The organism is Aeromicrobium sp. P2_G6 (assembly GCF_056403535.1).
Window position 1 is genome coordinate 188,165 of sequence record NZ_JBFUFH010000001.1, and the last position, 23,055, is coordinate 211,219.

Genomic DNA, 23,055 nt, shown 5'->3' on the forward strand with positions numbered 1-23,055 from the left:
GGGTCATTCAACACCACATCGACGTCACGGGAGGCTGCCACGTGTCTAGTGACCTGATGGTCCGCATCCGCGCCGACGTCTCGGGGCTGTTGAACGGCGTCCGTTCAGCACAGCAGTCCGTGGCGAATTTCGACAAGGAAGTTCGCAAGTCGGCGGCGAAGCGTCAGGCGATCAACGACCTGGGCACGTCGTTCGGCAAGGTCGGTTTGGCCGCTGCGGCTGGTCTTGGTCTGTCGGCTAAGGCTGCGATGGATTGGGAGACCGCCTGGGCGGGCGTCACAAAGACGACCAGCGGCAGCACGGCCCAGATGGCGGCGCTCGAGAGTGAGCTCCGCGGACTAGCGAAGACCCTGCCGACGACGCACGCTGAGATTGCCGCCGTCGCTGAGGCTGCTGGTCAGCTCGGCGTGAAGCGTCAGGATATAGCGGCGTTCACGAAGACGATGATCGACCTTGGTCAGTCGACGAACCTGTCGGCCGACGAGGCTGCGACATCGATCGCTCAAATGGCCAACGTCATGGGCACCGCTCCAAGCGAGATCGACAACCTCGGCGCGGCCCTGGTCGCGCTCGGCAACAATGGCGCATCGACCGAGCGAGACATCATCCAAATGTCGCAGCGCATCGCAGGTGCGGCGAAGGTGGTCGGCGCCAGCGAGTCGGACGTCCTTGCGATCTCCAACGCGGTCGCCTCGATGGGCATCGACGTAGAGGCGGGCGGCACGGCGGTCTCCCGCGTCTTCGCGACCATGTCTCAGGCGGCAACGTCTGGCGGCAAGCGCCTTGAGGCGTTCGCGAAGATCTCGGGCGTCAGCGCGTCGCAGTTCGCCAAAGCGTTCAAGGAGGACGCAGCCGGCGGCCTGGTCACATTCATCAAGGGTCTTGAGAAGACCCAGAAGGCCGGCGGCGACCTATACGGCCAGCTGAAGGCGGTCGGTCTCAGTGACATCCGCGTTTCTCAGGCGCTCATCGGCATGGCCTCGTCGGGCGATCTTTTGACGGACTCATTGGAGCTCGGTTCGAAGGCGTGGCAGGAAAACACCGCCCTCACGAAGGAAGCGGACAAGCGCTACGCCACGACCGCCTCGCGCGTAAGGGTGGCCGCGAACCGCATCAAGGACGACATGATCCAGGTAGGCGACGCGATCCTGCCCGTGATCGCCGAAATGACGGAACACATCTCAGGCATGGCGGACGCGTTCGGCGACTTGCCCGCCCCGCTAAAGGACACGATCGTCAAGGCCCTGGCTCTCACGGCAGCGCTTGGAGGCGGCGTCTTCGTTCTCTCGCGAGCGATCACCGGATACGCGAACTTCCGGAACAACCTCACGCTGCTCGGCGAGACGATGGCCGACGTCAACAAGAAGCAAATGTTGATGCGCGGTGGCGCGCTGGTCGCCGGCATCGGCCTCATTGCGTTGTCGGACAAGGCGCGCAAGAGCGATGACAGTCTCGGTGACCTCACGCAGACGCTGGGATACGCCGCGACCGGGTTCGCGATCGGTGGTCCGATTGGTGCGGCCATCGGCGCCCTGACGGGCATCGCAACAGCATCGGGCAACACGTCGAAGAAGTTCGACAGTGGCCGCGCATCGGTCAAGGAGTACGCGGCCACGTTTGACGGGCTGAGCGCCTCAATCACAAAGGCCACCCGCGCGCAGGCGTTCGACGATCTCACCAAGACCAACGCGCTCAAGGCGGCATCGGCACTCGGCATCGCCAACCGCGACCTGGTTGGCTTCACTCTCGGGAACGAGGACGCTACTCGGCGAGTGAACATCCAGCTCGACAAGTACCAGAAACTACTGATCGCGGGCAAGGACGTTCCGATGATCAGCCTCGCCAACGGCGGTCAGGTCGACGCGGTCAACGCGCTGTCTCAGGCGCTGGGTCTCGTCACCCCGAAGATCGCGAAGGGGCGGGCGGAGGCGCTGACGGCTGCGCGGGCGACGGCAACGTGGAGCGAGGCTTTGCGAGGCCTGCCGAAGGGTGTCCAGGTTGAGCTCAAGAACCTAAACTACGCGCCGACGACGGCCGAGATCGAAAGCCTGCGGAAGAAGTACAACCTGACGCCGAAGCAGGTCAAGACGATCCTTAAGGCTATCGACAATGCGTCCGGCCCGATCGGCACCGTGCAGCGTGCGCGCGACCGCTTGCAGGACAAGACGATCACGATTACGACGATTCGCCGAACGATCCGAGAGTTCTACGACGCATCGAAGGATGCGCCGAGCCAGCACAGCCTTTCCGAGATGTTGCAGCCGTACACGGGCATGCGGCTGCCGACCGGCTATGCGGGCGGTGGCGTGGTGCCGGGATCTGCCCCGGCCGACCCGACGGTCGACAACGTGTGGGCGCGCGGCGCAAACACGGGTCGTCCGCTGATGGTTCGTTCTGGTGAGTGGATCATCAACGAGAAGCAGTCCAAGGCGAACGATGCGTGGCTGCGGTGGGCGAACTCGGGCGGGAACTTCAACGACCTCTTTGGCCGCGCTCAGGGCTTCGCGGGTGGCGGCACGCAGCGCGGAAGTTCCACCTCGCAGACACCCGGCCGCCCAAGTATCAGCAAGGCGGATCTCAGGGATGTGCTGCGGGAAGTCCTGCCCGGCCTCGAGTTCGGCCTCACCGGCACGGTCGGCAATCAGCGACTCAAGATTAACGGAGCCTAACTGTGCCAACTTACGCATTCGTGGACGCGCCAACCACGAGCCCGACGATTCTGCTGAACCTGGATGACCAGTTGCCGCTCTCGGTGGTCGAAGGTACTTCGACCTCGCCCCCACAGCGCCGGGTCTCCTCGTTCGGTTCGTCGGCGCAAAACGGCGACGTGGTGTCGCAGAAGTCGTACCAGGACCGCCGCATCACGATTGTGTTGAAGTTCAAGCTGGGTACTTCAGCCGATGCGCAGGCCACGACCATCCAGGCCCTTGGGCGCATGCTCGATGGTCCGCAGTGGCTGAAGTGGCAGAGCCAAGCCAAGACGGCCCCCGTCTTCTACCGCACGAAGTACGGCGACATCGACATTGATGACGTATTTCTCGACAACACCCCCGAGCGTCTCGTAACTCTGACTATTGTTGCGGACCCTTGCGCATACGGCATCGAGGTCACCGGCAGCGCGACGATCACGAACGACACCTCAACCGGCACCAACCGCATGTCGTACACGATGCCCACGATCACGGGTGACGTCCTCACGCCGTTGCGCCTGAAGATCAGCTCGGCAGCAACCCCTTCGTCCATGGTCGTGGCTTCGTGCTCGCATCCGACCGCTCCCCCGACGCCGTACTTTGGCGATTACACGGCGACTCTCGGTGGCGCTGCGTCAGGTTGGACGCACAGCACTGACACGGTTTCGACGTACATCGGTGGCACGGCTGGCAAGGGCGTGAAGGTCAACCCTGGCGCGGTCGAGGATCTGTTGGCGTCGGCAACGTCGGCAGCCAGCGGGCCGATTGGCAACTATCGACTGTTCCGCCGCGAGTCCGTGCCTGTCGGTTGGACAGCTTCGACCAAGGGCAGCACGGGTATCACGGCTCTGGCGACTCACACGTCGACTGACGCAACGATGTTCTGGCGCGACTATGGCGTGGTTGCGGTTCCGAAGACTGCGGCGAAGGATCACCAGTGGCCTACCACGGAGACGGCGACTCAGACGTCAACGGTTCCTGCCACGATTGTCACCCCGGCGACCACGAGCGCGGGAACGGTCATCGAGGACGCATGGATCATGGTCCCGGCCGGTTTGGTCAACTCGCGCGACTCTGCGATTGCGCTGATCCAAACCGTTGACGGCACCGCGCTGCCGATGTCGACGTATGACCTGTGGGTGGACGGCTACACGACCGAAGCGTCTTTGAAGACCGGCACAGTCCGCAACCCTCTTGGCGTCATCGCTGTTGGCGGCTTCCCGAACGTTGTGCCGGGTGCCGCGAATGTGCTGCACGTCTTCAGCCCCAAGGATGCGAAGACTGTCACGTTCACGGTCAACTGGTCGTACTACCCGGCGTACCTCTATGACCGTCCGGCGACCACGTGAGTCTTCAGCTTCGGATGGGTGACACGATCATCACCGATCAGGTCTCCAACATCCAGACGAAGAACATTCAGTTTGGTGGCTACGCGTCGGTCACGTTCAACGTGAAGCGCAAACTCGATCAGTCGTTGTTCGACACGTTCACGGACGTGTTCACGTATGACCCGATGACTGCCGAGCAGACTGGTGGCGGCCGGCTGCTCGAGCAGGGCCGCAATGATGACGGCACGTGGCAGGTTACGTGTCTTGGTGAGGGTTTGGCGTCGATGCAGGATGTGACGTCGCCGTGGTTCGCGATCGACACGAACCTTGACACGTTCTACCGGAACTACCGCAGCACGAAGCGCATGGATGCGACGGTCGGGAACTACCCGGTGCAGTCCGATGACGAGCCGACCATTGTCTGTGACGTGACGCAGGAGGGCATCCAGGTTGCGGCCCTGTCGTCCGTTGAGATGACGACGCGACTTCCGACCCTGTGCAATCAGCGCCTTGGTGGGATCGCGTTCAAGGACAAGGCCGGGATCACCAACTCGAACTGGCGAACCATCGCGTGCGTACTGAGTTTTGACCGGGTGACTGTTGATGTGGTTCAGGACGATTCGTGGTCGACGACGATCAGCCCGTTCAGGATCAAGACCGTCAATGGCGATTTCACTGACCGGTATGACGTGTTGTTTTTGTTCAAGCGGATCACGTCGTTGTCGTCGGTCACGGATGAGGACTATTGGGCGACGGTTCGTGACTTTGCGATGCGTGCCCAGTTGTATGGCGCTGATGGTTCGCTGACGACGACGGGTTATGACACTCGGTACAACTATGTTCTGCCGCAAGAGGTTTTGACTGATTGGGTTGTGCGTTACTGCCCGCGGTTGAACGCTGCGACCGGGAGCATCGGTACGAGTGCCCAGTTCATTTACCAGATGGCGTATATCGACGGCATCCACGGCATGCAACTTGCTGATGATGTTGCTGCGATTGAGCCGGGGTTTGTGTGGCAGGTTTGGGAGCAGGGCACGGATGGGCGCTGGCCGTTCAACTATGTGGCGCTCCCGACAACCGTCCGCTACGAGGCTTCCACGGATGACGGGTTCACTGCGCCGACGCCGACGACCGAGCTTTACAACAAGGTCATCGTCACGGGCAAGACTCCCCTAGGCCGTGACGTCAACAGCACGGTCACTTCAACGGTTCCGGTTCTCGACGCTGAGGGCATCACTCGTTGTGCGACGATCCCGCTTGGTTCGGAGATTTGGTCAACGTCGGCGGCTACGGCTGTCGGTACCGCATTCCTTGCCGCTCATGCCGTGGCACCGAACGCCGGCACGATCACGATTGCTGGACCGATTAGGGATTGGACGACGGGTCGCATGGTTGGCCCGCAGCACATTCGCGCGGGTGAGTTGATTCGCGTACGTGGCGTGCAGCCGACACCGAGCACCTTGACCGCTACGGCTTCGGATGGTGCGACGGTGTTTCGGATTGTCAGCGCCAGTTTCGACAATGACAGCAACTCTGCCGTTCTGGAGCTCGACTCGTACACGCCCACGGAGGAGCGCGCGATTGCCGATCTGGCTCGTGCGCGCATCCGTCGCAAGTGAACTAGTCGGACTCGTTAATGACGCGGGCGCGTTCACGCAGCCAATGCGCGATCTCGGCGCGGGTTGGCTGCATCCCCATGCCGATTCCGCTCCCTGGTGCGAGGAGGTCGGCCGCTTCGAACAGCGTCTCGGCGGCGACCTCCCGCGCGAGGTGTTTCCGTTGAACGGCTAGGATCTCGGCCGCGTAGTCAGCCTCGTAGCCATCCCGGTCACGCTCGTAGCGCCGCAGCATCGCGCACACATCCTCGGTCATCTGAAACGCGCTCACACCGTATCCCCATTCCGCCACGACACGCTGTCAATATCGGTACTGTTCATTTGTCTACCTCTCCGACTTCGCGTTTCCAGCGTTGAAGGGTGTTGGTTGAGAGGCCTGTCAGGTGGGCTACGTTTCGCACCGACGACTTACCCATCATCTCGACGCACACGCTCCGGTAGCGGGTGCGCATGGCTTCGGCCTCCTGGTCTGCGGCTTTGGCTTGCAGGAGGCGGTCGAGGTCTTCGGCGGATAGTTCTCCGCGTTGCGTCACGGTCATAGTGTCCACTGTAGCGCTACTCGCTGCACTTCTGTAGCGCCTATCGCTTCACTTCTGTAGCGGAATGCGCTACGGTGACTTGCACCAAGACTTAGGAGACCCGCACGCATGACCGGATTCAAAGAAATCGGCCGCTTCATCACCGTTCTGGTGGCTACCATTGCCATCATCGGCGCGAGCATCGCAGCCACGATCGCCGTGAACACTCCCGAGTCTGAGCCGGTCATCGCGTCACAGTCCGGCATCATCGAGCGCACGGCTGTGATCCGTCTCGGTACGTCGGTCTACCTGCACACCAACAGCGCACATGGGTCCATTGGCATCACGTCCATCAACCTGTCCGGTGGTTGCCGTCTCGTCGTCAACATGGATTTGCAGCCGGGTGAGAAGGTGCTGCAGGTCGACGCCGAGGAAGACGAGTTCATGGCGAAACTCGGCGTGCAGGCTGGCGGCAGTGGCGGTCTCGGTTCGGTGACGATCTTCCTGTACCGGGCTGGCAAGGAAGTGTGCGCGAACTCCAGCATCTTCGGCACCACGTCGAACGTGTGGCTTGAAGTCACGTCCGAGATTCCGACCGCCTGACCTAATCCACGGCCCCGAAAGCCGCGCACACTCTCCGGAGTTGGCGCGGCTTTCGCATACCCCAAACTCCCGGAGGATCTGTGACCGACTTGCCACCGCCCATCGTCGAATCTCCCGCCGTACAGGCAGCCCGCATGGAAGGAAAGATCGACCGGATATTCGACAGAGTCGACGACCTTCGCGGGGATGTCAGAGAGCACACCGACCATCTCGGCAGGAATGACGAGAAGCTCGACAATCACGGCTCGCGCATCCAATCGCTCGAGGAGGGCGCAGTCGCCGACAAGAAGACCGTCACCGCGACCGCCCTGGCCCTCAGTGAAGCGCAGGAAAAGGTGGAGAAGGCCGCGAAGGCCGAAGCCGACAAGGCCGACAAGTCGTGGAAGCCGATCCAGTATCTCGGCTGGTTCATCGGCGCAGCGATGGTGCTCATCGAGATCTTCCAGCGCATCAGCACCGCCAGTTAAACCAGCCCACCAGACCGAGCGAAGGAATGCGCCATGCCCGAAACCGACGAGCAACCCACCGACCTATTTCAACTGACGATCACCGCCTCGGGGACCGTCTCGCAAGGCACCGCCCCCGATGAAGGAGAACAGTCATGACCGCAGGGATTTCGACCGTCAACACGGCCAACGCTTGGTTGAACTGCATCCGCGCGTCCGGCACGACTCGCACCGTTGTTGCCGGCACGTTTGTGAAGCTGCACACGGGCGATCCTGGTTCGGCTGGTGCATCGAACGCCGCAGCCGGTTCGACGACTCGTGTTGCTGTCACTCAGGCCGCGGCGTCGGGTGGCGCAATCGCGCTGAACGGCACCGCTCCGGTTTGGACGAATGGTGGCACGTCGGAAACGATCACGCATATCAGCGTGTGGGACGACATCTCGGCGGGCAACTTCCTGTATTCGGCCGCTCTGACCGCATCGCAGGCTTGGGTGTCTGCGAACACGTTCACGCTGAACACTTTGGGAGTCTCGCTTACGCCGCTCGCCGCCTGATCCACGTCGTTGAGGCGGTCCCATCGCCGACTAAATAGTTAGGCGGTGGTGACTGTGACGATCGCTCACGAAAGCGCCAACAACGGCAACGGGTTCGCCGGTTCGGGCACGGTTGGATTCGTCGGCACCGCTTCGACCAAGGCCGCCGTCGTCATGATCGAGCAGAACGCCTCGACCACCGACGCGGTCACTGGCGTCACATACCTCGGGGTCGCAATGACCCGGGCGCTGTTCCAGACCGAATCCACCGAATCCGGCGCGGTCTACATCTACTACCTGCTCGGCCCGCCCACAGGCTCGGGCAACGTCGTAATGACGGCGACCGGTACGCCGGCTCTTCAGATGTTCGTGGCGTCCATGTCAGGCGATCCGGCGAGGTCGATCGCGGTGGCGGGCACCGGGACTGGAACTTCAACGTCGGTCGCTAACCCGTCGTGGAACATCACCAGCCTGCCGACCGGCGTAAAACTTGAAGCCTACGAGATCATCCACACCGGCCTGAATGCGATCACCTCGACCCCGGCATCCGGCTGGACCCTGATAAACAACCCAGATCTTGGCAACCAGGGGGTTGGGACCGCGCGGCAAACCGTCGCGTCGTCCAGCGCCACACTGGCCTCTGGGTGGACCGCCTCCACCGCCGACGACTTCGTAGGCGCGTCGATTGCGTTCTACGAAGTGGTCCCGCCCAACGGGGACGCCTCTGTTCCGGCAACGGCCACCCTGACCGCGACCGGCACGGTGGGCAGGTTCGGTGACGCATCCCTCCCGGTCACCGCGAACCCCTCTGGCGCAGGTGCCAACCAGCGTAGTGGCGACACCTCCCAACCGGTAACCGCGACCCTCGCGGCTTCGGGCGCCAAGGGCTTCGTTGGCACCAGCGCGCTCGTCGCAGCAGCAGCCATCGCCGCGACCGGCATCGTCGGCACCGTGGGCAACACCAGCCAGCCCGTCACGGCTACAGTCTCCGCGACCGGAGTGGTGGGTCGCTCTACCGGTTCCACGCTCGCCGCGACTGCCGCTCTCGCCTCAACAGGTACGGTCGGCAAGGTCGGGGACTCGCCACTTGTCACCACGGCAACGATCACCGCAGCGGGCGTCGCCGAAAGCCCCGGCGTCAGTGCAGACGCAGCACTCGCCCCGACCGCGAGTGTGTCCACTACCGGTGCGAGGGGCGTGTCCGCCGACTCTGTGTTGGCGACCACCGCAGCCATCACGGCCACCGCGTCACTGAACCGCAACGCAGACTCCAACCTCGCGACGACCGCCACAATCTCGGCAAGCGCGACGGTTGCCCGGAGTGGCGACTCGGCACTAGCCACAACCGCCACGACCACAGCAACCGCCACGGTCGGACGCAGCGGCGACATCACCATTGCATTCGCCTCGCCAATAACGGCCACCGGCTCGCGAGGAACGGCGACGAGCTCCGACCTTCCGACCACGGCCGCCATCGACGCATCCGGCACCATCTCTGGCGCAGGAGTGGCACAGCTCGCACCAGTCGCCACGATCACCGCTTCGGCCATCGTCGGCACCTACGCGAACGCCACAAACCCTGTCGCCACCACATTCGCCGCCACGGGTTCGGTCAACAGCAACGCCAACGCGGACACACCCCTTGTCGCCACGCTCGCGGCAACGGGAACGGTCGGCACGCGGGCCGACTCAACGCTAGCGACCACGGCGACCATCGCCGCGTCCGGTTCAGTCTTCGATCCTAGCGCACCCCGAGACGTCCAGATCCTCGCCGTCATCGAGGGCGCACGAGTCGTCACCACCGCCGAAGCCTCACGCAACGTCCCGATCACCCAGACCACGCGCAACATCCCGATCACCGAAGGCGCGCGCGACACGGCGGCCGTCGAGGGAACACGCACCGTCACCATTGCCGAGAGGACTTGACATGGAGTTGCACAAAGAGGCACGCGAGTTCTACCGGCTCCAGATCGCCACCGAAACCAGCGACGGAACACCCATCGAACTCGACGAGTGGCAGGCATCGTTCGACAACGGCGGCACCTGGCACGACTCCCAGATCGTCGAATGGGACGGACAGGACTGGGCGGCATGGCTCGTCGCTGGCCCGAACGCCGACAGCACGGGCGCAGTTGCAGTCATCCGCGACACGCCCTCGAAGAATCCCATCGTCCGCGTGACCGACAGCCCCGAAGTTGTCGTCCGTGACGGGCCGACCATCAGCCTGACGTAACCCCCCAACTCGCAACACACGGGACGCCGCAAGCCGCCGCGCTCCCGAACTTCGCAAACCCAGGAGCCGACATGGCCTTGCCCGTAGGAATCACCACATGCGCTGTCAGTGTTGGCCCCCTGAGTGACTTCGCGGGTGACGGCTACATCGAGAAGGTCGAGTGGCAGCCCGTCCTTGATGGCAAGGGTTCCGCGGGGAATGTCCGCTCGATCGTGTGGACCGCAACCGGTCAAGCCCTCGCGTCCTTCCCTGAGAAGGTCGAGTCAAGTCCGGGTGGCACGGTCACGCTTCAACTGCCGCACGTCGACCAGCCGGGATTCATTGACGGCTCCGGTGATGCGGTCACCGACTGGACGTACCGGATCAAGGTCACCGCACGAGACAGCGCACGCAAGACGTACACCAAGGTCAAGTACATCCAACCCGTTGTCGGTCAGTCGACGCTCGACTTCGACCTGATCGAAGACGGCACAGTCGTTGTACCTGTTGTCACGCCGACCGGTCGAGTGACGTCGGTCAATGGTGACGTCGGTGCAATCACGGTCCCCTCGCTGGCTGACCTCGCCGACGAGATTGAGGCCCGCGAAGATGCCGACGCGCTCTTGCAGCCCATCGCGACATTGCCCGACGCCATTGAGGCGCGTGTCGGCGCGCTCTACGCCGGCCCAACACTCCCCGCCTATGACCCGGGCGCGAAATACGTCTGGATCAAGACCGACGCCGTGACGGGCGACCTCATCGACATCATCACGGGAGTTGCATCATGACCAGCCTCACCGCCGCGCTCGGAGCCAAATATCCGGACAGCACGGTTCTGTACGACTACGACTTCCTAGCCAGCCCAAACCTTCACGGGTTCGAGCAGCTCTACTCCGGCACGTACAACCCGCCGATTGGGTGGGACCGCAACGGCATGTGGATCGGGCTGGATAACACCAACGGCCAGATCGCCACAGCCATCAAGCGCCTGACCCATTACCAACGCTTCAACCGGATCACCGTCGAAGCGTGGGTGTCACTGGCGCAGTGGTACGGCGACAACAACATCCGGTCCATCGAGATCGGCGTCGACCAGGCAGACAACGCGGGCGCACGCAACTACTACTCGCTGCGTCGGGTGTTCACGAAGACCACGGGCGCAGTCGACGCCACGGACCGCTTCGACGTAAAGACTGGCACCGATTCTGTGCCGTCGTACACGATCCTTCCCGGCCATGGTGGCGCATCCGGCACAGTACTTGGCGCTGCTGACACCGAGCCGACCATCAGCACCTTCGACTGGTCCGCGTGGCCACCGAACGAGAACAAGCGCAACGTCGTATTGATGGCGTTGGAGATCGACCCCGTTGCCAACGCCTACAAGGGTGCCCGGTTCAACGACAGCAAGTACGGGACGCTGCGTGACTCCGGCGCCAACGACACGACCATCTCGGCACTACAGGGCCAGTCGTCCACGCTGACCCGGTTCGCGAATGGTCTCAACGTGTCGATCGACCTGCGCGGGCTGACCACGGGCTCGAGGACCGCAGCAGACGCCTACGTGTCACGGATTCGCCTGACCGGAAGGAACGTCTGATGGTCATGCACAAGATGGGCTTCTACCGAGGTCAGGCATTCACGGCATCGTTCGCGTCGTTCCGCATCCCCGCACGTTGGGCCAACGAGATCGACTGGCTGCTGACCGTCGAGGGTGTCACTGGCACGCCGACCACCGCATCGTTGCGGGTCTATCCCCAGATCGCGGCCATGCACACCCGCAACCAGACCGAGGATGTCCGGTTCGCTTCCACACAAGACCCACTGTGGCTGTCGCTCAACCCGGTCGAACATCGCGGGATGCTGCCCGATGGCGCGTTCGGTGAAGTCGCCACAGAGACCATCGGCCCCGTCGACAACACCGGAGCCAACAGTCTCGTGATCCCGAAGCGTCAGGCGGGCGGCTACTGGTCCCGGCTGTACTTCGACATGACATTCACGGGCGGTTCGACTCCTGGTTTCCAAATCTCCCTTGAGGCGGTCCTGAAATGATGACGATCCCCTTCACCGGCAACCTCGACGCCGCGCGCAGGATCAAGACCTGTCACCGCATCGACGTGACCGAGAACGCCGGCACGTCCGCGGTTGCACGCGTCCAGCTGAAGGACACCAACTCGTCCGGCACGCTCTACTGCGACATCCGGCTGAACCTCGCTGAGGACAAGCACATCACGTTCGATCCGCCGTTGCAGTTCCCCGGTGGCATGTACGTGCAGGTCTCGGCTGGCACCGTCCGCGGCTCCGTCACCGGCCAGTAACCCCCACAAACACAACAACCCGCCAACGTGCGGGCATCTCGTCGACCCTTCAGGAGGTCACCATGGCCGCACCGATGACGTATGACCAGATCGTCAAGGCACTCAAGGCGGAAGGCTGCACCGTCGTCCAGTACGCCGGGTCACGTGATCGTTGCCGATGCCACACCGGTTCGCATGCAGCCGGTGGGACGAAGGTTCGCGCATGGGGTCCGATCAACGGGACGATGACCCACATCACGGCAGGCAACCTCGGCACACGCACCGTTGAGCAGTACATCGCCAGCATCATCAACGGCGACCCGAACACGCCATGCAAGGCACAGTTCGTCGTCGCACCCAATGGCACCGTGTACGTCAACTCTGTCGGCCGCTGCAACCACGCTGGGACGATCGGCTCCAAGTCGCTCGCACACGCCGTTGCAGCCGACTTCCCGCTGACCGGTTGGACGGGTGCATGGCGCGGACACGACGTCGACGGCAACACCCACTTCTACGGCATCGAGAACATCGCCGCATCGTCCATGACCGCAGCACAACGTGAGGCATCGGTTCGCATCAACGCCGCCATTGCCCGCTTCTATGGCTGGGACGGTGGCGAGTCTGTCGGTCACGGCGAATGCTCAGACCAGCGCGGCTATGCAGACCCGAACCTGGACATGGGCAAGTTCCGAGCTGACGTTCGGGCGCGCGTGAAGGCTGGTACCACCAGCAGTACCACCCCCGCGCCAGATTCTGTACAGAATCCTGTACAAGATCCTGTACCTACGTCCGATCCGAAGCCGACGCCTGTCCCTGACGATGGCGTTCTGGTCGAGACAATCAGCGCCAACCTCGCGGGCTACGACAAGGTCCACGGCATGGCCAACCGGGTCAAGCGCGCACAGACCAGCATCCCGGCCTACTTCAACACCAAGTCGCCGCTGTGGTTCCACTTCCAGGAATGCGCGATCGACATGTGGCCCGAGCTCGACAAGCGCATGCCGAAGTATGCGCGCGTGCCACAGGGTGGCAAGGGCCGAGAGTCGTACTACCTCAAGGGTGCTGGCATCAGGATCATCGAGGCGCGACTTCTGAACGTTGAGCACATGCTGTTGAAAGACACGAAGGAACACCTCGTGATCGCGTGGGAGAAGGAAGGACATCGGGCGGTAGACGTTAACTTCCACAACGAGAACGAAGGGAGTACCTACCAGGCTGTCCAGTTGCGCGACGTGATGAACCACGCCCGCGACATGGCAGACAAGCACGGCATCCCCCGCGCCAACATCCTCGTCACCGGAGACTCCAACACCAAGGCCGCGGCATCACTCGCGCGGCTGTGGGGCTGGACCGAAGCCATCTACAAGGCCGCGAAGAAGATCGACCTGCAGTATCACTCGACGAACGGGTGGCGCACGTGGCTGACCGGTGGCCTGACACTCGGCCGGCGCATCGATGTTGACATCACGCAGCGCGACGCCGACGTCCTCGAGGCCGAGCAGTTGTACGGCGCGCTGACCGGAGACCACTGGGCGCACCGACTGTTGCGCCGACTCAAGTAAGCCCACCACTTCACATCCGCCGATATTAGGAGAAACGCATGAGCAATCCGTCCCCCACTACCCGCCGCTACATCTACCGTCTCGTCAACGCTGGCCTCGCTGTCGTCGTCCTGTACGGCGTCATCAATGGTGAGCAGTCGGCCGCGTTCCTCCTGGTCGCCAATGCCGCTCTTGGTCTCGCCGACCTGAACGTCAGCGAGTAGCCCGTCATGTGCTCGCCCTTCGATGTTGACGGGTTCCTAGCCACCCTCGGCCCCGAGTTCGACGACGTGGGTGTCGATCCGTGGGGCGGCGGGAATGCCGTCTGCCACTGTCTCGCACCGGTCAGATGGGGCTATGACGACAACCCGCACCACCATCGCGGCATGTGCGACCACTGTGACTCGGTGCGTTGCGACGTTGATCCACGAAGCTGCGGAAGATGAGGCTCGAGCAGGCGCGCGCATACGCCGTTGGTGTAGGCGCTGTCGTCCTCGTTGCCGTCGCCGCTGTCGTGTTCCTCGTCGGCCTCGGCACCTCCGCGTACTTCATCGGCCGGTGGACAGTATGACCAGCCACCACCCACCGTTCGAGTCGCTGGCCCACTTGCCCGCCGACCTCGGCAAAGCGTTCTACCTCGTCACATGCGCCCTCGTTGGTATCGGCGTCGACTACGTGCGACCACGACTCTCACACGCGCTCACTGCGATGGGTGCACGGTTGGCGTAGGATCGTCGCACACAGAGAAGAACCGCCCCGTCTGGACTTCGGTCTAGGCGGGGCGGTTCTGTGCGTTGGTGGATCAATCGTCGTAGTAGCCGTTCAACCACCAAATAGCGCTGGCGTCGCCGTTGATCAGTTCGATGTCCCGAAGTATCTCCATCTCGTCGCTGGCCGCACTGTCGCCAACCCACTTCTCAATCCCGTTGACGATGCCACGCCAGTTCGAGAGAGGCATCCGCAGTGTGACCATCGGCTCCGCATTCTCGTCACTCACAGCGCCCACCTCGCGTCGTAAGAGTCGTGGTCGGCCCAGATGGATGCGAGGGCGCGGAGGGTGAGTAGCGCCAACTCCTGCGCATCCTGATCGTCTTGGTACTCCCAAAGGTGAACGTCGAGGGGGACGCGACATCCCTCCACGATCGCCCGGTGCGCCTTGCACGTGGCGAGGATGATCCCCGGCTGCACGAGCAACTGGCCGTAGTTGTCGCGTTCGAAGTCACGGTCCCATGGCGTGAACGATCCCGCCTTGTTCGCCTCGCGTTCCCACTCGTCAAGGCGCTCCAAGACGAACGCGGTGATCGTGAGGGTTTCGGTGGTCATGCGGGAGTTGCCCTGATCTGCGCAGCGTTGAACATCGCCAGGAACTCATCCGCAGGCATCGTCGCGATACCGTCCCAGCGGATCACCGCGTGTTCACCGACGACCGTCCAAGTCATCGACCCGGCGAGAGCTTGATGCGGGTCGGCCTCAATTCGCTCGAACACGATCTGGGCGAAACGATCAGCCTCGGTGTTGTCTATAGAATGAACCATGGTCGACTCCTAACAGTCGGCTGGCCCTCATCGCCCTTGCCGGCGGTGGGGGCACTTTCGTTCATCCTACGCGCTGCCACCCACGTTTGTCCGCAGTCGCGAGGGGTGGCGGGTGGGGTGGGGGCTAGTCGTCATACACGAGCTCGGTCAATGCGTCCATGGCAGAACGGCGCCGCAACTCGTCGCCATGTAGGTAGTGGCGCTGAGTAGTCGACACCTGAGCGTGTCCTAGGATCTCGGCAATCAGCGTGGGGGATACGCCGGCATCCTCCAGTAGCGAGCCACAGGTAGCGCGCGCAGCGTGCAGCGGCCGGTGAGGGACGCCGACTTCGGCGAGCATGTCTTTCCATGCCTGCCAGTCGGCGCGAGGTCCGATCGGTTTGTCGCCGCCCCACACGTATCCGGTGTCGCGTCGCTCCTCCCACAGGAGCGCACGGACGGGCTCGAGCATCGGGATAGCGCGGTGGGCCGCGTTCGACTTCAACCCGACGACCTGCAACCCCTTGCCGGGAACCTGCTGGATCGCCTGCTCGATGATGATCAGGCCCTCGTCAAAGCTCACCCGCTCCCACGTCAGGCCCAACGCCTCGCCTTGACGCAGGCCCTCTAGTAGCGCGCACGACCAGCGGGACCGCATCGGGTCGCTGCCGATCGACCGCAAGATGAGCTTGGCTTCGGGCAGCGTGAACTTGCCGTGCGATCCCTGCCCGATGGACGGCGGCTCCTCGACTTTCTGGGCGGCGTTGAACATCACCTTGTCGCGCTTCTCCGCGATCGACAGCGCCCGGTGCATGATCGCGTGGACTTGGCGCTGTGTTGCATCGGAGCGACCCGCGTCCTCCATGTCGGCGTACAGGGCCTCCAGGTGCTCGGCCCGGAGTTTGTCCAGCCGCTTCTTGCCGATGCTCGGTATCACCCACTTGTCGACGTAGCGGCGGTAGGTCGTGAGGGTGCTCGGCCTCAGCTTCTTGGCCGCGATGTTGTCCAGCCAGTGGTTCATCCACTGCTCGACCGTGCCGTCATCGGGAGTCACCCCGGACTCGACTTGCTTTTGTAGCGCCTTGTACTTGGGGCGCAGATCCTTGAGCGTCTTGGCACTCACGGTCTTGCGTACCCGCTTGCCGTTGACCCACCCGAGATCAACGACACCGATCCATCGCCCGTCCGATTCGCGCTGATAGATGCTGCCCTCTCCGGGCTGTCTCCGGGTCGGCACTAGACTGGACTCAGAGTGTAGCCAACATGACAGCCTAGCCAGTGATATGTAGCCATACTCCACCGTAGCAGAATCCCCGGCATTTCAGGGCATTCAGGCTACGGGCCTCTAGCTCAATTGGCAGAGCAGCGGACTTTTAATCCGCGGGTTGTGGGTTCGAGTCCCACGGGGCCCACTCTCATCCCGTCGGTGCGGCCGGAATGACTCCCAGCTGCTGCATGAAGCTCAGCTGGTCCATCGACAGCCAGTGCTCGGTGATCCGGCCGTCACGTACGCGCATGATGTCGACGAACTGGAGCGTCACGGGCTTGCCGGTCGGCGGGATGCCGGCGAAATCGGCCGTATGGGTTCCGCGGAACGTCTTCTTGGTCACCACCTGGTCCCCCTCGGCGATCATGTCGTCGACAGTGAAGGTGCAGTCCGGGAAGCCGTTGAGGAAAGCGCCGAGGTACTCCTTGCTTCCCTCCTTGTCGGTCATCCCCGGAGGGCCGCTGTGGTTGACGAACTCGGGATCGTTGAGCTCGTCGTAGACCTCCCAGTTCTTCTGGTTCTGGACCTCCTCGACGAACCTTTGGATGACGGCCTTGTTCCGCTCGGTCTCGGTGTTCGCATTCATGCTGACCTCCTGGTGGATTCCTCCTGATTCCACTATGCGACTTCGATCAGCTTTGACCACCGGAGCGGACGGCATCACCGCCTCGGTCCGCCCGTCGGTCCCCGACATGGGTCCCCAGCACGCCGACCGCTGCCACGAGCGCGATCGCGGCGAGGATGAGAAACGCGTCGCGCTGGCTGCCGGTCGCGGTCGCCAGGACCGCGCCCGCGAATGGCGCGACGGCGGCCGCGAGCAGGATGGGCGCCGAGAGGATCGAGCTCAGGTGCCCGTACTGGGAGGTCCCCCACCGGTCGCTGACCGCCGTCGCCTGGATGAGCGTGTAGAGGCCGCGGGACACTCCGACCAGGGCCGACACGGTGAACAGGACCCAGACCTCTGTCGGCGCGACCGCGAGCATCGCTGTCGTGACGCCGACCGACGCGATCACGACGGATGCCCTTGAGACCGGGCTCGTGGCGGCGGCGAGACGGGCATACCCGAGGCGACCGGCGACCTGGCCGAGACCACCGATGCCCAAGCCGATGGCCGCCTCGGTCGAGCTGAAGCCGCGCTCGACAAGGAGCGGTACGAGGTTGACGACGGCGGCGTACACGACGAAGGCGGCCGCCGCCGAGGTCAGCATCAGGACGAGGAACGGTCGCGTCCGTGCCGCGCCGCCCGACGCCGGGTCCTCCTCCGCTGAGCTGGATCCCACCCACGGCAGATCGAGACCGCGCCAGTGCAGCGGGATCGTCACGGCTCCGAGGATCAGAGCCATGACGACGTAGGTCGTACGCCAGTCCGTGGCTGCCTCGAGCCCGGCGGCAAGCGGCGCGAAGATCGTGCTGGCGAGGCCGGCGACGAGTGTGAGAGTTGTGAGCGCGGCAACCCGCCGGCCCCCACCCCAGTGCGTCAGTGCGGCGAACGCGGCGGGATAGAGAACGCCGGCCATGCCGACGCCGGTGATGATCCATGCGGCGAAGAACCAGACGTACGACTGGGCGGCCGCGATCGCGAACAGGCCGAGGACCGACACCACCGAACCCGCCGTCATGATGACCCGAGGGCCGTACCGGTCCAGCCTCCGGCCGAGCACGACCCCGATGATGCCGGAGACGACCTGGCTGGCCGAGAATGCTGCGGTGAGCTCGACTGCGCTCCATCCCGTGTCGTCGACGATCGCGGACGACAGCACGGCGAACGTGTAATAGAGCGCGCCATAGCTCGTGATGACCGTGGTCGACAGGACCCAGACGACACGGCGCAGTCCGGGACCGTCGAGGGTCCCGGGCCGGCTGGTCTCCGTCACGAGGAAGGGCGGCTTCCGAGCGTGATGAGCTCGGGCGCCGCAGGTGCGCCGCAGCATCCGCCACCAGCGGCTTCGTCGTCGAACAGGCCCGAACCACCGCAGACTCCGGTCTCGGGCAGGGTCAGCTCGACGCGAGCGGCCGACTCGTGGTCGCCGGCGATCTCGGCCACCACCGAGCGGGTCTGCTCGAAGCCGGTGAGCGTCAGGAACGACGTTGCCCGGCCGTAGGACTTCATGCCGACGAGATAGAACCCGGCCTCGGGCTGGGCGAGCTCCTTGGCGCCATGGGGATAGACGGTGCCGCAGGAGTGCACGTTGGGGTCGATCAGCGGGGCGAGCTGGCGGGGCGCGGCGAGCACCGGGTCGAGGTCGAGCCGGATCTCCGAGAGCATCGACAGGTCAGGGCGGAATCCCGTCAGCGCGATGACCTCGTCGACCTTGTCGACGACCTGGCCGTCAATCGACGTCAGCGTCAGGGTGCCGTCGGTCTCGCGCTCGATCGAGGTCGTGCGGAAGCTGTTGAGCGTACGGACTGGGCCCGATGCCACCGCCTCCTTGGCGCGACGACCCAGTGCCCCGCGCTCGACGAGCTCGTCATCCTCACTGCCCTCGAAAGCCGCCCCGACGCTCGCCCTTCGGACCAGCCACGAGACGCGGGTCGACGGGTCGTTCTCCGCGAGCGCCGCCAGCGCGATCAGCGCGCCCTTGGCGGAGGCACCGGTGCCCGCTACGACCACGTGCCGACCGGCATACCTCGCGTGCGTGGCGGGGTCGTTGAAGTCCGGGATCCGGTACGTGATGCGGTCCGCCGCCGCGCGTTCGCCGAGGGCGGGGAGGCCATCGCCGCCGAGCGGGTTCGGCCCGGTCCACGTGCCGGAGGCGTCGAGGACGGCGCGGGCGGCGATCAGCTCCTCGCCGGCTCCCGTCTCGACATGCACCGTGAAGACCTCGTCCTCGCGACCCGAGTCGACCAGGCGATCGCGTCCGCGCTTCGCGACTCCGACGACCTTCGTGCCGAACCGCACGGTGTCGCCGAGGGCGTCGGCGAGGGGCTGCAGGTAGTCGTCGGCCCACGTGCCGCCGGTGGGATAGCTGTCGTGCCTGGGGCTCTTCCAGCCCTTGCTTTCGAGCAGCTCTGCGGCAGCCGGGTCGACGAGCTCGGACCACGGGGAGAACAGTCGTACGTGCGACCACTCGCGCACCGCAGCGCCGGCGACGTCGCCTGCCTCGAGTACGAGGAACGGCAGCTCGCGGCTGCGCAGCTGGGCGGCGGCGGCGAGTCCGGCCGGTCCGGCGCCGATCACGACGACGGGGAGCTCGGGGTTCTGCATGATGTCTCCTGATTCATTCAAAAGTTTCGATGAATGCGACGATACCCTTTCATCGATAGATGTCAATGAAGGGGTATGCTGACTCCATGACCACCCAGCTCACCGTGCTCGAGTCCGCCGCCACCGCGTGCTGCTCCCCCATCACCGGCGGAGCCATGAGCGCGGATGAAGCGACTGCCCTGGCCGCCCGGTTCAAGGCGATCGGTGATCCAACCCGCCTGCGACTGCTGTCATTGGTCGCGGCGCACGAGGGTGGCGAGGCGTGCGTGTGTGACCTCAACGAACCACTCGACCTGTCCCAGCCGACGGTGTCGCACCACCTCAAGATCCTGGTGGACGCCGGGCTGCTGACCCGCACGAAGCGGGGGACGTGGTCGTACTACGCGCTGGTGCCAGGCGCCCTGCCGATGCTGGCCGACACGCTCAAGGTCTAGCCGCGTCGCAGGGCTCGTGAGTCCATCCTTGCAGAAGGGTCGGACACTCAATTTTGTTTGCAATTCCAGTAGATTCCTCTTGACGATCGAACATCTGTTCGACTAGAGTCGAGGCATGAATTCGGGGGCTGTGGTGGACGCGATGCGCACTGCCGCGCAGACGCTCGCTTCCGGTGATGTGCGGGACAAGATCCACGCAATCCAGGCTGCGCAGGACGCTCTCGATGCTGCGAAAGCCGTGCTGCTGGCCGACCTCGAGGCGTCCAAGGACTTCGAGCTCGACGGCGCCTCCACTCTGAACGCCTGGGTCCGCACCCAGCTGCGGATGAACTCCGGACAAGCCCGCACCTTGGTCAAGAATGTCCTGGCAATGCGCGACCTGCCCTTGATGGGCGAGGCCGCGTGGGCTGGTGAGATCAGCGCCGCTCATGTTCGCGTGTTCGTCTACGGGCTCGCGCACATCGGCCTCGGACCGATGCGGCAGTTCGAGGACGTGTTCGTCCAAGTCGCTCGTGACTACGAACCCGGAGAGCTGTTCGAGGCCGTCAAACACCTCAAGGACAAGGTCCATCCCGAAGACCTCGACGACGCGTGGGAACGCGGCATGGACAAAGAAGACTTCCAGGTCAACGCCGTGCCCGACGGCTGGCACGTCAACGGGTTCCTCAACACCGTGACTGGTGCGAAGCTCAAAGCTGTCCTCGACTCGGTGTCGGCGCCGCGGGACAAGGACGACGACCGCACCGGCTCCCAACGCCGGGTCCAAGGTCTGGACGACCTGTGCGACGCGGTCCTTGCCAACGGCCTCCCCTCGGACAAGGGCGTCCGTCCGCACCTGTCAGTGTTCGTCGACGCCGACACCCTCGAAGCTGCCGCCCAGCACGTCAAGCAGACCAGCGAGAGGCGCTACCTGATCCCTGACCCCATTCCACCCACCGAACCAGCCAAGCTCGCCGGGCACGGCGCGATCGGCCCCCACCTGCTCATGCACTTCCTGTGCATCTCCGACTTCACCGCGTTCCTGATGAAACAGGACGGCGGCAACCGTCAGGCGCAGATCCTCAACGCCGGCACCGCCCGTTACCAACCCAACATCCTGCAACGCCGTGCGGTGATCGCCCGCCAACAGGGGGTCTGCGCCACACCCGGCTGCAATCACACGCATTTGCAGATCCATCACACCATTTGGTGGTCACACGGCGGACCCACCGACCTCGACCTCCTCATCGGCCTCTGCACCAGATGCCACACGCTCCTGCACCGCGGCCGGCTCCACATCACAGGCAACGCCGTCGACGGATTCACCTTCACCAATCGCGACGGCCGGACCCTCCGCAAACGACGACGAACCACCTACCGCCAAGCCGCCTGACCACGAGTCCGGCGGCCCGGAGGGCTGCGCGGGGGTGAAATCAGAAGGTCTACTCGCAACAACCGTCCGAGCAGCCCTGCGAAGCCGCGGGCGCGCAACAGCCTTCGCCCCGCCAGGCCTCGAGGCCCTCGCGGACCGCGACGGCGGCGATCACCAGGCCGGCGACCGGGTCGGCCCATGACCAGCCGAGCGTCGCGTTGAGCACGAGGCCGATCAGCAGCACTGCCGACAGGTACGTGCAGAGCAGAGTTTGGGTTCCGTCGGCGTAGACCGCGTTCGACCCGAGCGCGCGCCCGGTTCGCCGCTGAGCGTACGAGATGAACGGCATGATGATCAGCGAGGCGATCGCCAGACCGATGCCGACCCGCGAGTGATCCGCCTCGGCTCCGGTGACCAGGGCTCGTACGGACTCGAACCCGACATAAGCCGCCAGGGCGAAGAACGAGACGGCCAGCAGCCGCAAAGCCTCCCGCTCACGGGACTCGGGAATGCGATGCGAGAACTGCCACAGGATGATCAGGCCGCTCGAGACCTCGACCGCGGAGTCGAGGCCGAACCCGACGAGGGCGACCGAGCCAGCCGCGATGCCTGAGGTGATGGCGATGACGCCCTCGACCACGTTGTAAGCCACCGACAGCATCGCCAACAGCTTCGCCCGGCGGCCGAGAGCCGCCCGGTCGGTCAGGGTCGTAACGCCGAGCTCAGCCATGAGAGATCTCGACGAACGGCAAGGGACAATCCTCTTCCTGCGCGCACTGGGCGAGGTCGTCGCAGCCTGCTTCCTGTGCCGCGACCAGGCTGGCACGGATGACGTTGAGGTCGGCGATCTTCTGGTCGACCTCGGCGATCTTGGCCTCCGTACGAGCCAGCAACCCGGCCCCGGCGCCATGGTGATGCTTGCCGGTCTCGAGCAGTTCGGCCACCTCATCGAGCGTGAACCCCAGCCGTTGAGCGACCTTGATGATCCGCAACGTCGTGACGGTCTCCTCGGGATACAGCCGGTGGCCTCCCAGGGACCGCTGCGGTTCGTCGATGATCCCGCGACGCTCGTAGTAGCGCAGCGTCTGCACGTTGACCCCGACCGCCTCGGCAACCTGACTGGTCCGCATCGCGGTGCTCATGCTGCTGTCCCGACCAGCGAGGCGGCACGAGACGCCAGAGCAGCGAGAACGTCTTCGTGCCGAGGATCTGACGAGACGACCATGTCGAGTCGCCCTTCGGTGATCGTGATGCCGAACGTGAAGAACGAGCAGCAGTCGGTTTCAGCTGCGGCCAGGTGCGCCGCGCGCGCCGCGACGTGCGACTCCGGCCTCAGGGCGAGGGCAATTTCGCGCGATGACGTCTGCTCGACCGAGAGGACATCCTCGGCGAACAGCGCGTCGAACTCAGCGAGACGCAGCGGCTGCTCGGCCGTCGGCATCGTGCACGAGGAGGGGATCCAGCCGCCTGGCATCTGGAGATCCTGGTTCATGTCTCGACCAT

General features: G+C 64.2%; 29 protein-coding genes and 1 tRNA gene. 18 read left to right on the forward strand and 12 right to left on the reverse strand.

Features of this window, described 5'->3' with window-relative positions; all coding sequences use genetic code 11:
- The first annotated feature begins 41 nt into the window (after positions 1-41).
- The 3 genes from AC1DVU_RS00985 to AC1DVU_RS00995 all read left to right on the forward strand — a co-directional run bounded on the left by AC1DVU_RS00985 (position 42) and on the right by AC1DVU_RS00995 (position 5,637).
- Entirely contained in the window at positions 42-2,669 is a 2,628-nt protein-coding gene (locus tag AC1DVU_RS00985; RefSeq protein ID WP_476920552.1) for a phage tail tape measure protein, read from the forward strand.
- A 158-nt stretch (positions 2,670-2,827) separates the two neighbouring features.
- Entirely contained in the window at positions 2,828-4,039 is a 1,212-nt protein-coding gene (locus AC1DVU_RS00990; protein WP_476920553.1) for a hypothetical protein, read from the forward strand.
- Positions 4,040-4,053: 14 nt separating this feature from the next.
- Positions 4,054-5,637 (forward strand): hypothetical protein, encoded by a 1,584-nt coding sequence (locus tag AC1DVU_RS00995; RefSeq protein ID WP_476920554.1) that lies wholly within the window; start codon positions 4,054-4,056, stop codon positions 5,635-5,637.
- A 1-nt stretch (position 5,638) separates the two neighbouring features.
- Here the strand turns inward: AC1DVU_RS00995 and AC1DVU_RS01000 are convergent, their stop codons facing one another.
- Both AC1DVU_RS01000 and AC1DVU_RS01005 read right to left on the reverse strand, forming a co-directional pair.
- Positions 5,639-5,905, reverse strand: a complete 267-nt coding sequence (locus AC1DVU_RS01000) for a hypothetical protein (RefSeq protein WP_476920555.1) — start codon at positions 5,903-5,905, stop codon at positions 5,639-5,641.
- 46 nt (positions 5,906-5,951) lie between these two features.
- Positions 5,952-6,173, reverse strand: a complete 222-nt coding sequence (locus tag AC1DVU_RS01005; protein ID WP_476920556.1) for a hypothetical protein — start codon at positions 6,171-6,173, stop codon at positions 5,952-5,954.
- 108 nt (positions 6,174-6,281) lie between these two features.
- On the opposite strand from AC1DVU_RS01005, the gene AC1DVU_RS01010 reads away from it, so the two are divergent.
- From AC1DVU_RS01010 to AC1DVU_RS01065, 12 genes are all read left to right on the forward strand, one after another.
- Positions 6,282-6,755, forward strand: a complete 474-nt coding sequence (locus AC1DVU_RS01010; RefSeq protein WP_476920557.1) for a hypothetical protein — start codon at positions 6,282-6,284, stop codon at positions 6,753-6,755.
- Positions 6,756-6,889: 134 nt separating this feature from the next.
- The gene (locus AC1DVU_RS01015; protein WP_476920558.1) at positions 6,890-7,222 is read left to right on the forward strand and encodes a hypothetical protein; all 333 of its coding nucleotides are present in this window, start codon (positions 6,890-6,892) and stop codon (positions 7,220-7,222) included.
- Between the two features lie 134 nt (positions 7,223-7,356).
- A complete protein-coding gene (locus tag AC1DVU_RS01020) occupies positions 7,357-7,755 on the forward strand; it encodes a phage tail fiber protein (RefSeq protein WP_476920559.1) in 399 nt (132 codons plus the stop codon).
- A 54-nt stretch (positions 7,756-7,809) separates the two neighbouring features.
- Positions 7,810-9,660, forward strand: coding sequence for a hypothetical protein (locus AC1DVU_RS01025; RefSeq protein ID WP_476920560.1), 1,851 nt, complete (start codon positions 7,810-7,812; stop codon positions 9,658-9,660).
- 1 nt (position 9,661) lies between these two features.
- A complete protein-coding gene (locus AC1DVU_RS01030) occupies positions 9,662-9,967 on the forward strand; it encodes a hypothetical protein (protein ID WP_476920561.1) in 306 nt (101 codons plus the stop codon).
- A gap of 71 nt (positions 9,968-10,038) precedes the next feature.
- Positions 10,039-10,734, forward strand: coding sequence for a hypothetical protein (locus tag AC1DVU_RS01035; RefSeq protein ID WP_476920562.1), 696 nt, complete (start codon positions 10,039-10,041; stop codon positions 10,732-10,734).
- Positions 10,731-11,543 carry a hypothetical protein gene (locus AC1DVU_RS01040; protein ID WP_476920563.1) on the forward strand — a complete coding sequence of 271 codons (813 nt, stop codon included), beginning with the start codon at positions 10,731-10,733 and terminating at the stop codon, positions 11,541-11,543. Before AC1DVU_RS01035 ends, AC1DVU_RS01040 begins: the two co-directional genes overlap by 4 nt.
- Positions 11,543-11,995, forward strand: coding sequence for a hypothetical protein (locus AC1DVU_RS01045; protein ID WP_476920564.1), 453 nt, complete (start codon positions 11,543-11,545; stop codon positions 11,993-11,995). The genes AC1DVU_RS01040 and AC1DVU_RS01045 overlap by 1 nt, the downstream gene beginning before the upstream one ends.
- A complete protein-coding gene (locus tag AC1DVU_RS01050) occupies positions 11,992-12,261 on the forward strand; it encodes a hypothetical protein (RefSeq protein WP_476920565.1) in 270 nt (89 codons plus the stop codon). The genes AC1DVU_RS01045 and AC1DVU_RS01050 overlap by 4 nt, the downstream gene beginning before the upstream one ends.
- Before the next feature lie 62 nt (positions 12,262-12,323).
- The gene (locus tag AC1DVU_RS01055; RefSeq protein WP_476920566.1) at positions 12,324-13,802 is read left to right on the forward strand and encodes a peptidoglycan recognition protein family protein; all 1,479 of its coding nucleotides are present in this window, start codon (positions 12,324-12,326) and stop codon (positions 13,800-13,802) included.
- A gap of 38 nt (positions 13,803-13,840) precedes the next feature.
- Positions 13,841-14,005, forward strand: coding sequence for a hypothetical protein (locus AC1DVU_RS01060; RefSeq protein ID WP_476920567.1), 165 nt, complete (start codon positions 13,841-13,843; stop codon positions 14,003-14,005).
- 218 nt (positions 14,006-14,223) lie between these two features.
- The gene (locus AC1DVU_RS01065; protein ID WP_476920568.1) at positions 14,224-14,352 is read left to right on the forward strand and encodes a hypothetical protein; all 129 of its coding nucleotides are present in this window, start codon (positions 14,224-14,226) and stop codon (positions 14,350-14,352) included.
- A gap of 231 nt (positions 14,353-14,583) precedes the next feature.
- Here AC1DVU_RS01065 and AC1DVU_RS01070 read toward each other — a convergent pair whose 3' ends face one another.
- The 4 genes from AC1DVU_RS01070 to AC1DVU_RS01085 form a co-directional block, all read right to left on the reverse strand.
- Positions 14,584-14,778 (reverse strand): hypothetical protein, encoded by a 195-nt coding sequence (locus AC1DVU_RS01070; RefSeq protein WP_476920569.1) that lies wholly within the window; start codon positions 14,776-14,778, stop codon positions 14,584-14,586.
- On the reverse strand, positions 14,775-15,104 hold the full coding sequence (locus tag AC1DVU_RS01075; protein ID WP_476920570.1) for a DUF6221 family protein: 330 nt from the start codon (positions 15,102-15,104) through the stop codon (positions 14,775-14,777). Before AC1DVU_RS01075 ends, AC1DVU_RS01070 begins: the two co-directional genes overlap by 4 nt.
- Positions 15,101-15,316, reverse strand: coding sequence for a hypothetical protein (locus AC1DVU_RS01080; RefSeq protein ID WP_476920571.1), 216 nt, complete (start codon positions 15,314-15,316; stop codon positions 15,101-15,103). The genes AC1DVU_RS01075 and AC1DVU_RS01080 overlap by 4 nt, the downstream gene beginning before the upstream one ends.
- Before the next feature lie 124 nt (positions 15,317-15,440).
- Positions 15,441-16,418: a tyrosine-type recombinase/integrase gene (locus tag AC1DVU_RS01085; protein WP_476920572.1), complete on the reverse strand. Its 978-nt coding sequence runs from the start codon at positions 16,416-16,418 to the stop codon at positions 15,441-15,443.
- A 216-nt stretch (positions 16,419-16,634) separates the two neighbouring features.
- On the opposite strand from AC1DVU_RS01085, the gene AC1DVU_RS01090 reads away from it, so the two are divergent.
- A tRNA-Lys gene (locus AC1DVU_RS01090) sits at positions 16,635-16,707 on the forward strand.
- A 3-nt stretch (positions 16,708-16,710) separates the two neighbouring features.
- Here AC1DVU_RS01090 and AC1DVU_RS01095 read toward each other — a convergent pair.
- The 3 genes from AC1DVU_RS01095 to AC1DVU_RS01105 are packed head-to-tail and all read right to left on the reverse strand — an operon-like array spanning position 16,711 to position 19,767.
- Entirely contained in the window at positions 16,711-17,148 is a 438-nt protein-coding gene (locus tag AC1DVU_RS01095; protein ID WP_476920573.1) for an ester cyclase, read from the reverse strand.
- Positions 17,149-17,194: 46 nt separating this feature from the next.
- Entirely contained in the window at positions 17,195-18,436 is a 1,242-nt protein-coding gene (locus AC1DVU_RS01100; RefSeq protein WP_476920574.1) for an MFS transporter, read from the reverse strand.
- Positions 18,433-19,767, reverse strand: a complete 1,335-nt coding sequence (locus tag AC1DVU_RS01105) for an NAD(P)-binding domain-containing protein (RefSeq protein WP_476920575.1) — start codon at positions 19,765-19,767, stop codon at positions 18,433-18,435. The genes AC1DVU_RS01100 and AC1DVU_RS01105 overlap by 4 nt, the downstream gene beginning before the upstream one ends.
- Before the next feature lie 86 nt (positions 19,768-19,853).
- Here AC1DVU_RS01105 and AC1DVU_RS01110 point away from each other — a divergent pair, with 86 nt between their 5' ends.
- Both AC1DVU_RS01110 and AC1DVU_RS01115 read left to right on the forward strand, forming a co-directional pair.
- The gene (locus tag AC1DVU_RS01110; RefSeq protein WP_476920576.1) at positions 19,854-20,201 is read left to right on the forward strand and encodes an ArsR/SmtB family transcription factor; all 348 of its coding nucleotides are present in this window, start codon (positions 19,854-19,856) and stop codon (positions 20,199-20,201) included.
- Positions 20,202-20,316: 115 nt separating this feature from the next.
- Entirely contained in the window at positions 20,317-21,573 is a 1,257-nt protein-coding gene (locus tag AC1DVU_RS01115) for an HNH endonuclease (protein WP_476920577.1), read from the forward strand.
- 49 nt (positions 21,574-21,622) lie between these two features.
- On the opposite strand, the gene AC1DVU_RS01120 is transcribed toward AC1DVU_RS01115, so the two are convergent.
- From AC1DVU_RS01120 to AC1DVU_RS01130, 3 genes are read right to left on the reverse strand one after another with little or no spacing between them, the layout of a single operon-like run.
- Positions 21,623-22,282 carry a cation diffusion facilitator family transporter gene (locus AC1DVU_RS01120; RefSeq protein WP_476920578.1) on the reverse strand — a complete coding sequence of 220 codons (660 nt, stop codon included), beginning with the start codon at positions 22,280-22,282 and terminating at the stop codon, positions 21,623-21,625.
- A complete protein-coding gene (locus AC1DVU_RS01125) occupies positions 22,275-22,694 on the reverse strand; it encodes a MerR family transcriptional regulator (protein WP_476920579.1) in 420 nt (139 codons plus the stop codon). Before AC1DVU_RS01125 ends, AC1DVU_RS01120 begins: the two co-directional genes overlap by 8 nt.
- Entirely contained in the window at positions 22,691-23,044 is a 354-nt protein-coding gene (locus AC1DVU_RS01130) for a hypothetical protein (RefSeq protein WP_476920580.1), read from the reverse strand. Before AC1DVU_RS01130 ends, AC1DVU_RS01125 begins: the two co-directional genes overlap by 4 nt.
- Between the last annotated feature and the right edge of the window lie 11 nt (positions 23,045-23,055).

Excerpts from the sequence above, each read along its gene's own strand:
- AC1DVU_RS01105 (WP_476920575.1), bottom strand. The coding sequence starts at position 19,767 with ATGCAGAACCCCGAGCTCCCCGTCGTCGTGATCGGCGCCGGACCGGCC.
- AC1DVU_RS01075 (WP_476920570.1), bottom strand. The coding sequence starts at position 15,104 with ATGACCACCGAAACCCTCACGATCACCGCGTTCGTCTTGGAGCGCCTT.
- AC1DVU_RS01040 (WP_476920563.1), top strand. The coding sequence starts at position 10,731 with ATGACCAGCCTCACCGCCGCGCTCGGAGCCAAATATCCGGACAGCACG.
- AC1DVU_RS01060 (WP_476920567.1), top strand. The coding sequence starts at position 13,841 with ATGAGCAATCCGTCCCCCACTACCCGCCGCTACATCTACCGTCTCGTC.
- AC1DVU_RS01110 (WP_476920576.1), top strand. The coding sequence starts at position 19,854 with ATGACCACCCAGCTCACCGTGCTCGAGTCCGCCGCCACCGCGTGCTGC.
- AC1DVU_RS01030 (WP_476920561.1), top strand. The coding sequence starts at position 9,662 with ATGGAGTTGCACAAAGAGGCACGCGAGTTCTACCGGCTCCAGATCGCC.
- AC1DVU_RS01015 (WP_476920558.1), top strand. The coding sequence starts at position 6,890 with ATGGAAGGAAAGATCGACCGGATATTCGACAGAGTCGACGACCTTCGC.
- AC1DVU_RS01080 (WP_476920571.1), bottom strand. The coding sequence starts at position 15,316 with ATGGTTCATTCTATAGACAACACCGAGGCTGATCGTTTCGCCCAGATC.
- AC1DVU_RS01050 (WP_476920565.1), top strand. The coding sequence starts at position 11,992 with ATGATGACGATCCCCTTCACCGGCAACCTCGACGCCGCGCGCAGGATC.
- AC1DVU_RS01035 (WP_476920562.1), top strand. The coding sequence starts at position 10,039 with ATGGCCTTGCCCGTAGGAATCACCACATGCGCTGTCAGTGTTGGCCCC.
- AC1DVU_RS01095 (WP_476920573.1), bottom strand. The coding sequence starts at position 17,148 with ATGAATGCGAACACCGAGACCGAGCGGAACAAGGCCGTCATCCAAAGG.
- AC1DVU_RS01115 (WP_476920577.1), top strand. The coding sequence starts at position 20,317 with ATGAATTCGGGGGCTGTGGTGGACGCGATGCGCACTGCCGCGCAGACG.
- AC1DVU_RS01045 (WP_476920564.1), top strand. The coding sequence starts at position 11,543 with ATGGTCATGCACAAGATGGGCTTCTACCGAGGTCAGGCATTCACGGCA.
- AC1DVU_RS01130 (WP_476920580.1), bottom strand. The coding sequence starts at position 23,044 with ATGAACCAGGATCTCCAGATGCCAGGCGGCTGGATCCCCTCCTCGTGC.
- AC1DVU_RS01065 (WP_476920568.1), top strand. The coding sequence starts at position 14,224 with ATGAGGCTCGAGCAGGCGCGCGCATACGCCGTTGGTGTAGGCGCTGTC.
- AC1DVU_RS01020 (WP_476920559.1), top strand. The coding sequence starts at position 7,357 with ATGACCGCAGGGATTTCGACCGTCAACACGGCCAACGCTTGGTTGAAC.
- AC1DVU_RS01125 (WP_476920579.1), bottom strand. The coding sequence starts at position 22,694 with ATGAGCACCGCGATGCGGACCAGTCAGGTTGCCGAGGCGGTCGGGGTC.
- AC1DVU_RS01010 (WP_476920557.1), top strand. The coding sequence starts at position 6,282 with ATGACCGGATTCAAAGAAATCGGCCGCTTCATCACCGTTCTGGTGGCT.
- AC1DVU_RS01005 (WP_476920556.1), bottom strand. The coding sequence starts at position 6,173 with ATGACCGTGACGCAACGCGGAGAACTATCCGCCGAAGACCTCGACCGC.
- AC1DVU_RS00995 (WP_476920554.1), top strand. The coding sequence starts at position 4,054 with ATGGGTGACACGATCATCACCGATCAGGTCTCCAACATCCAGACGAAG.
- AC1DVU_RS01055 (WP_476920566.1), top strand. The coding sequence starts at position 12,324 with ATGGCCGCACCGATGACGTATGACCAGATCGTCAAGGCACTCAAGGCG.
- AC1DVU_RS01120 (WP_476920578.1), bottom strand. The coding sequence starts at position 22,282 with ATGGCTGAGCTCGGCGTTACGACCCTGACCGACCGGGCGGCTCTCGGC.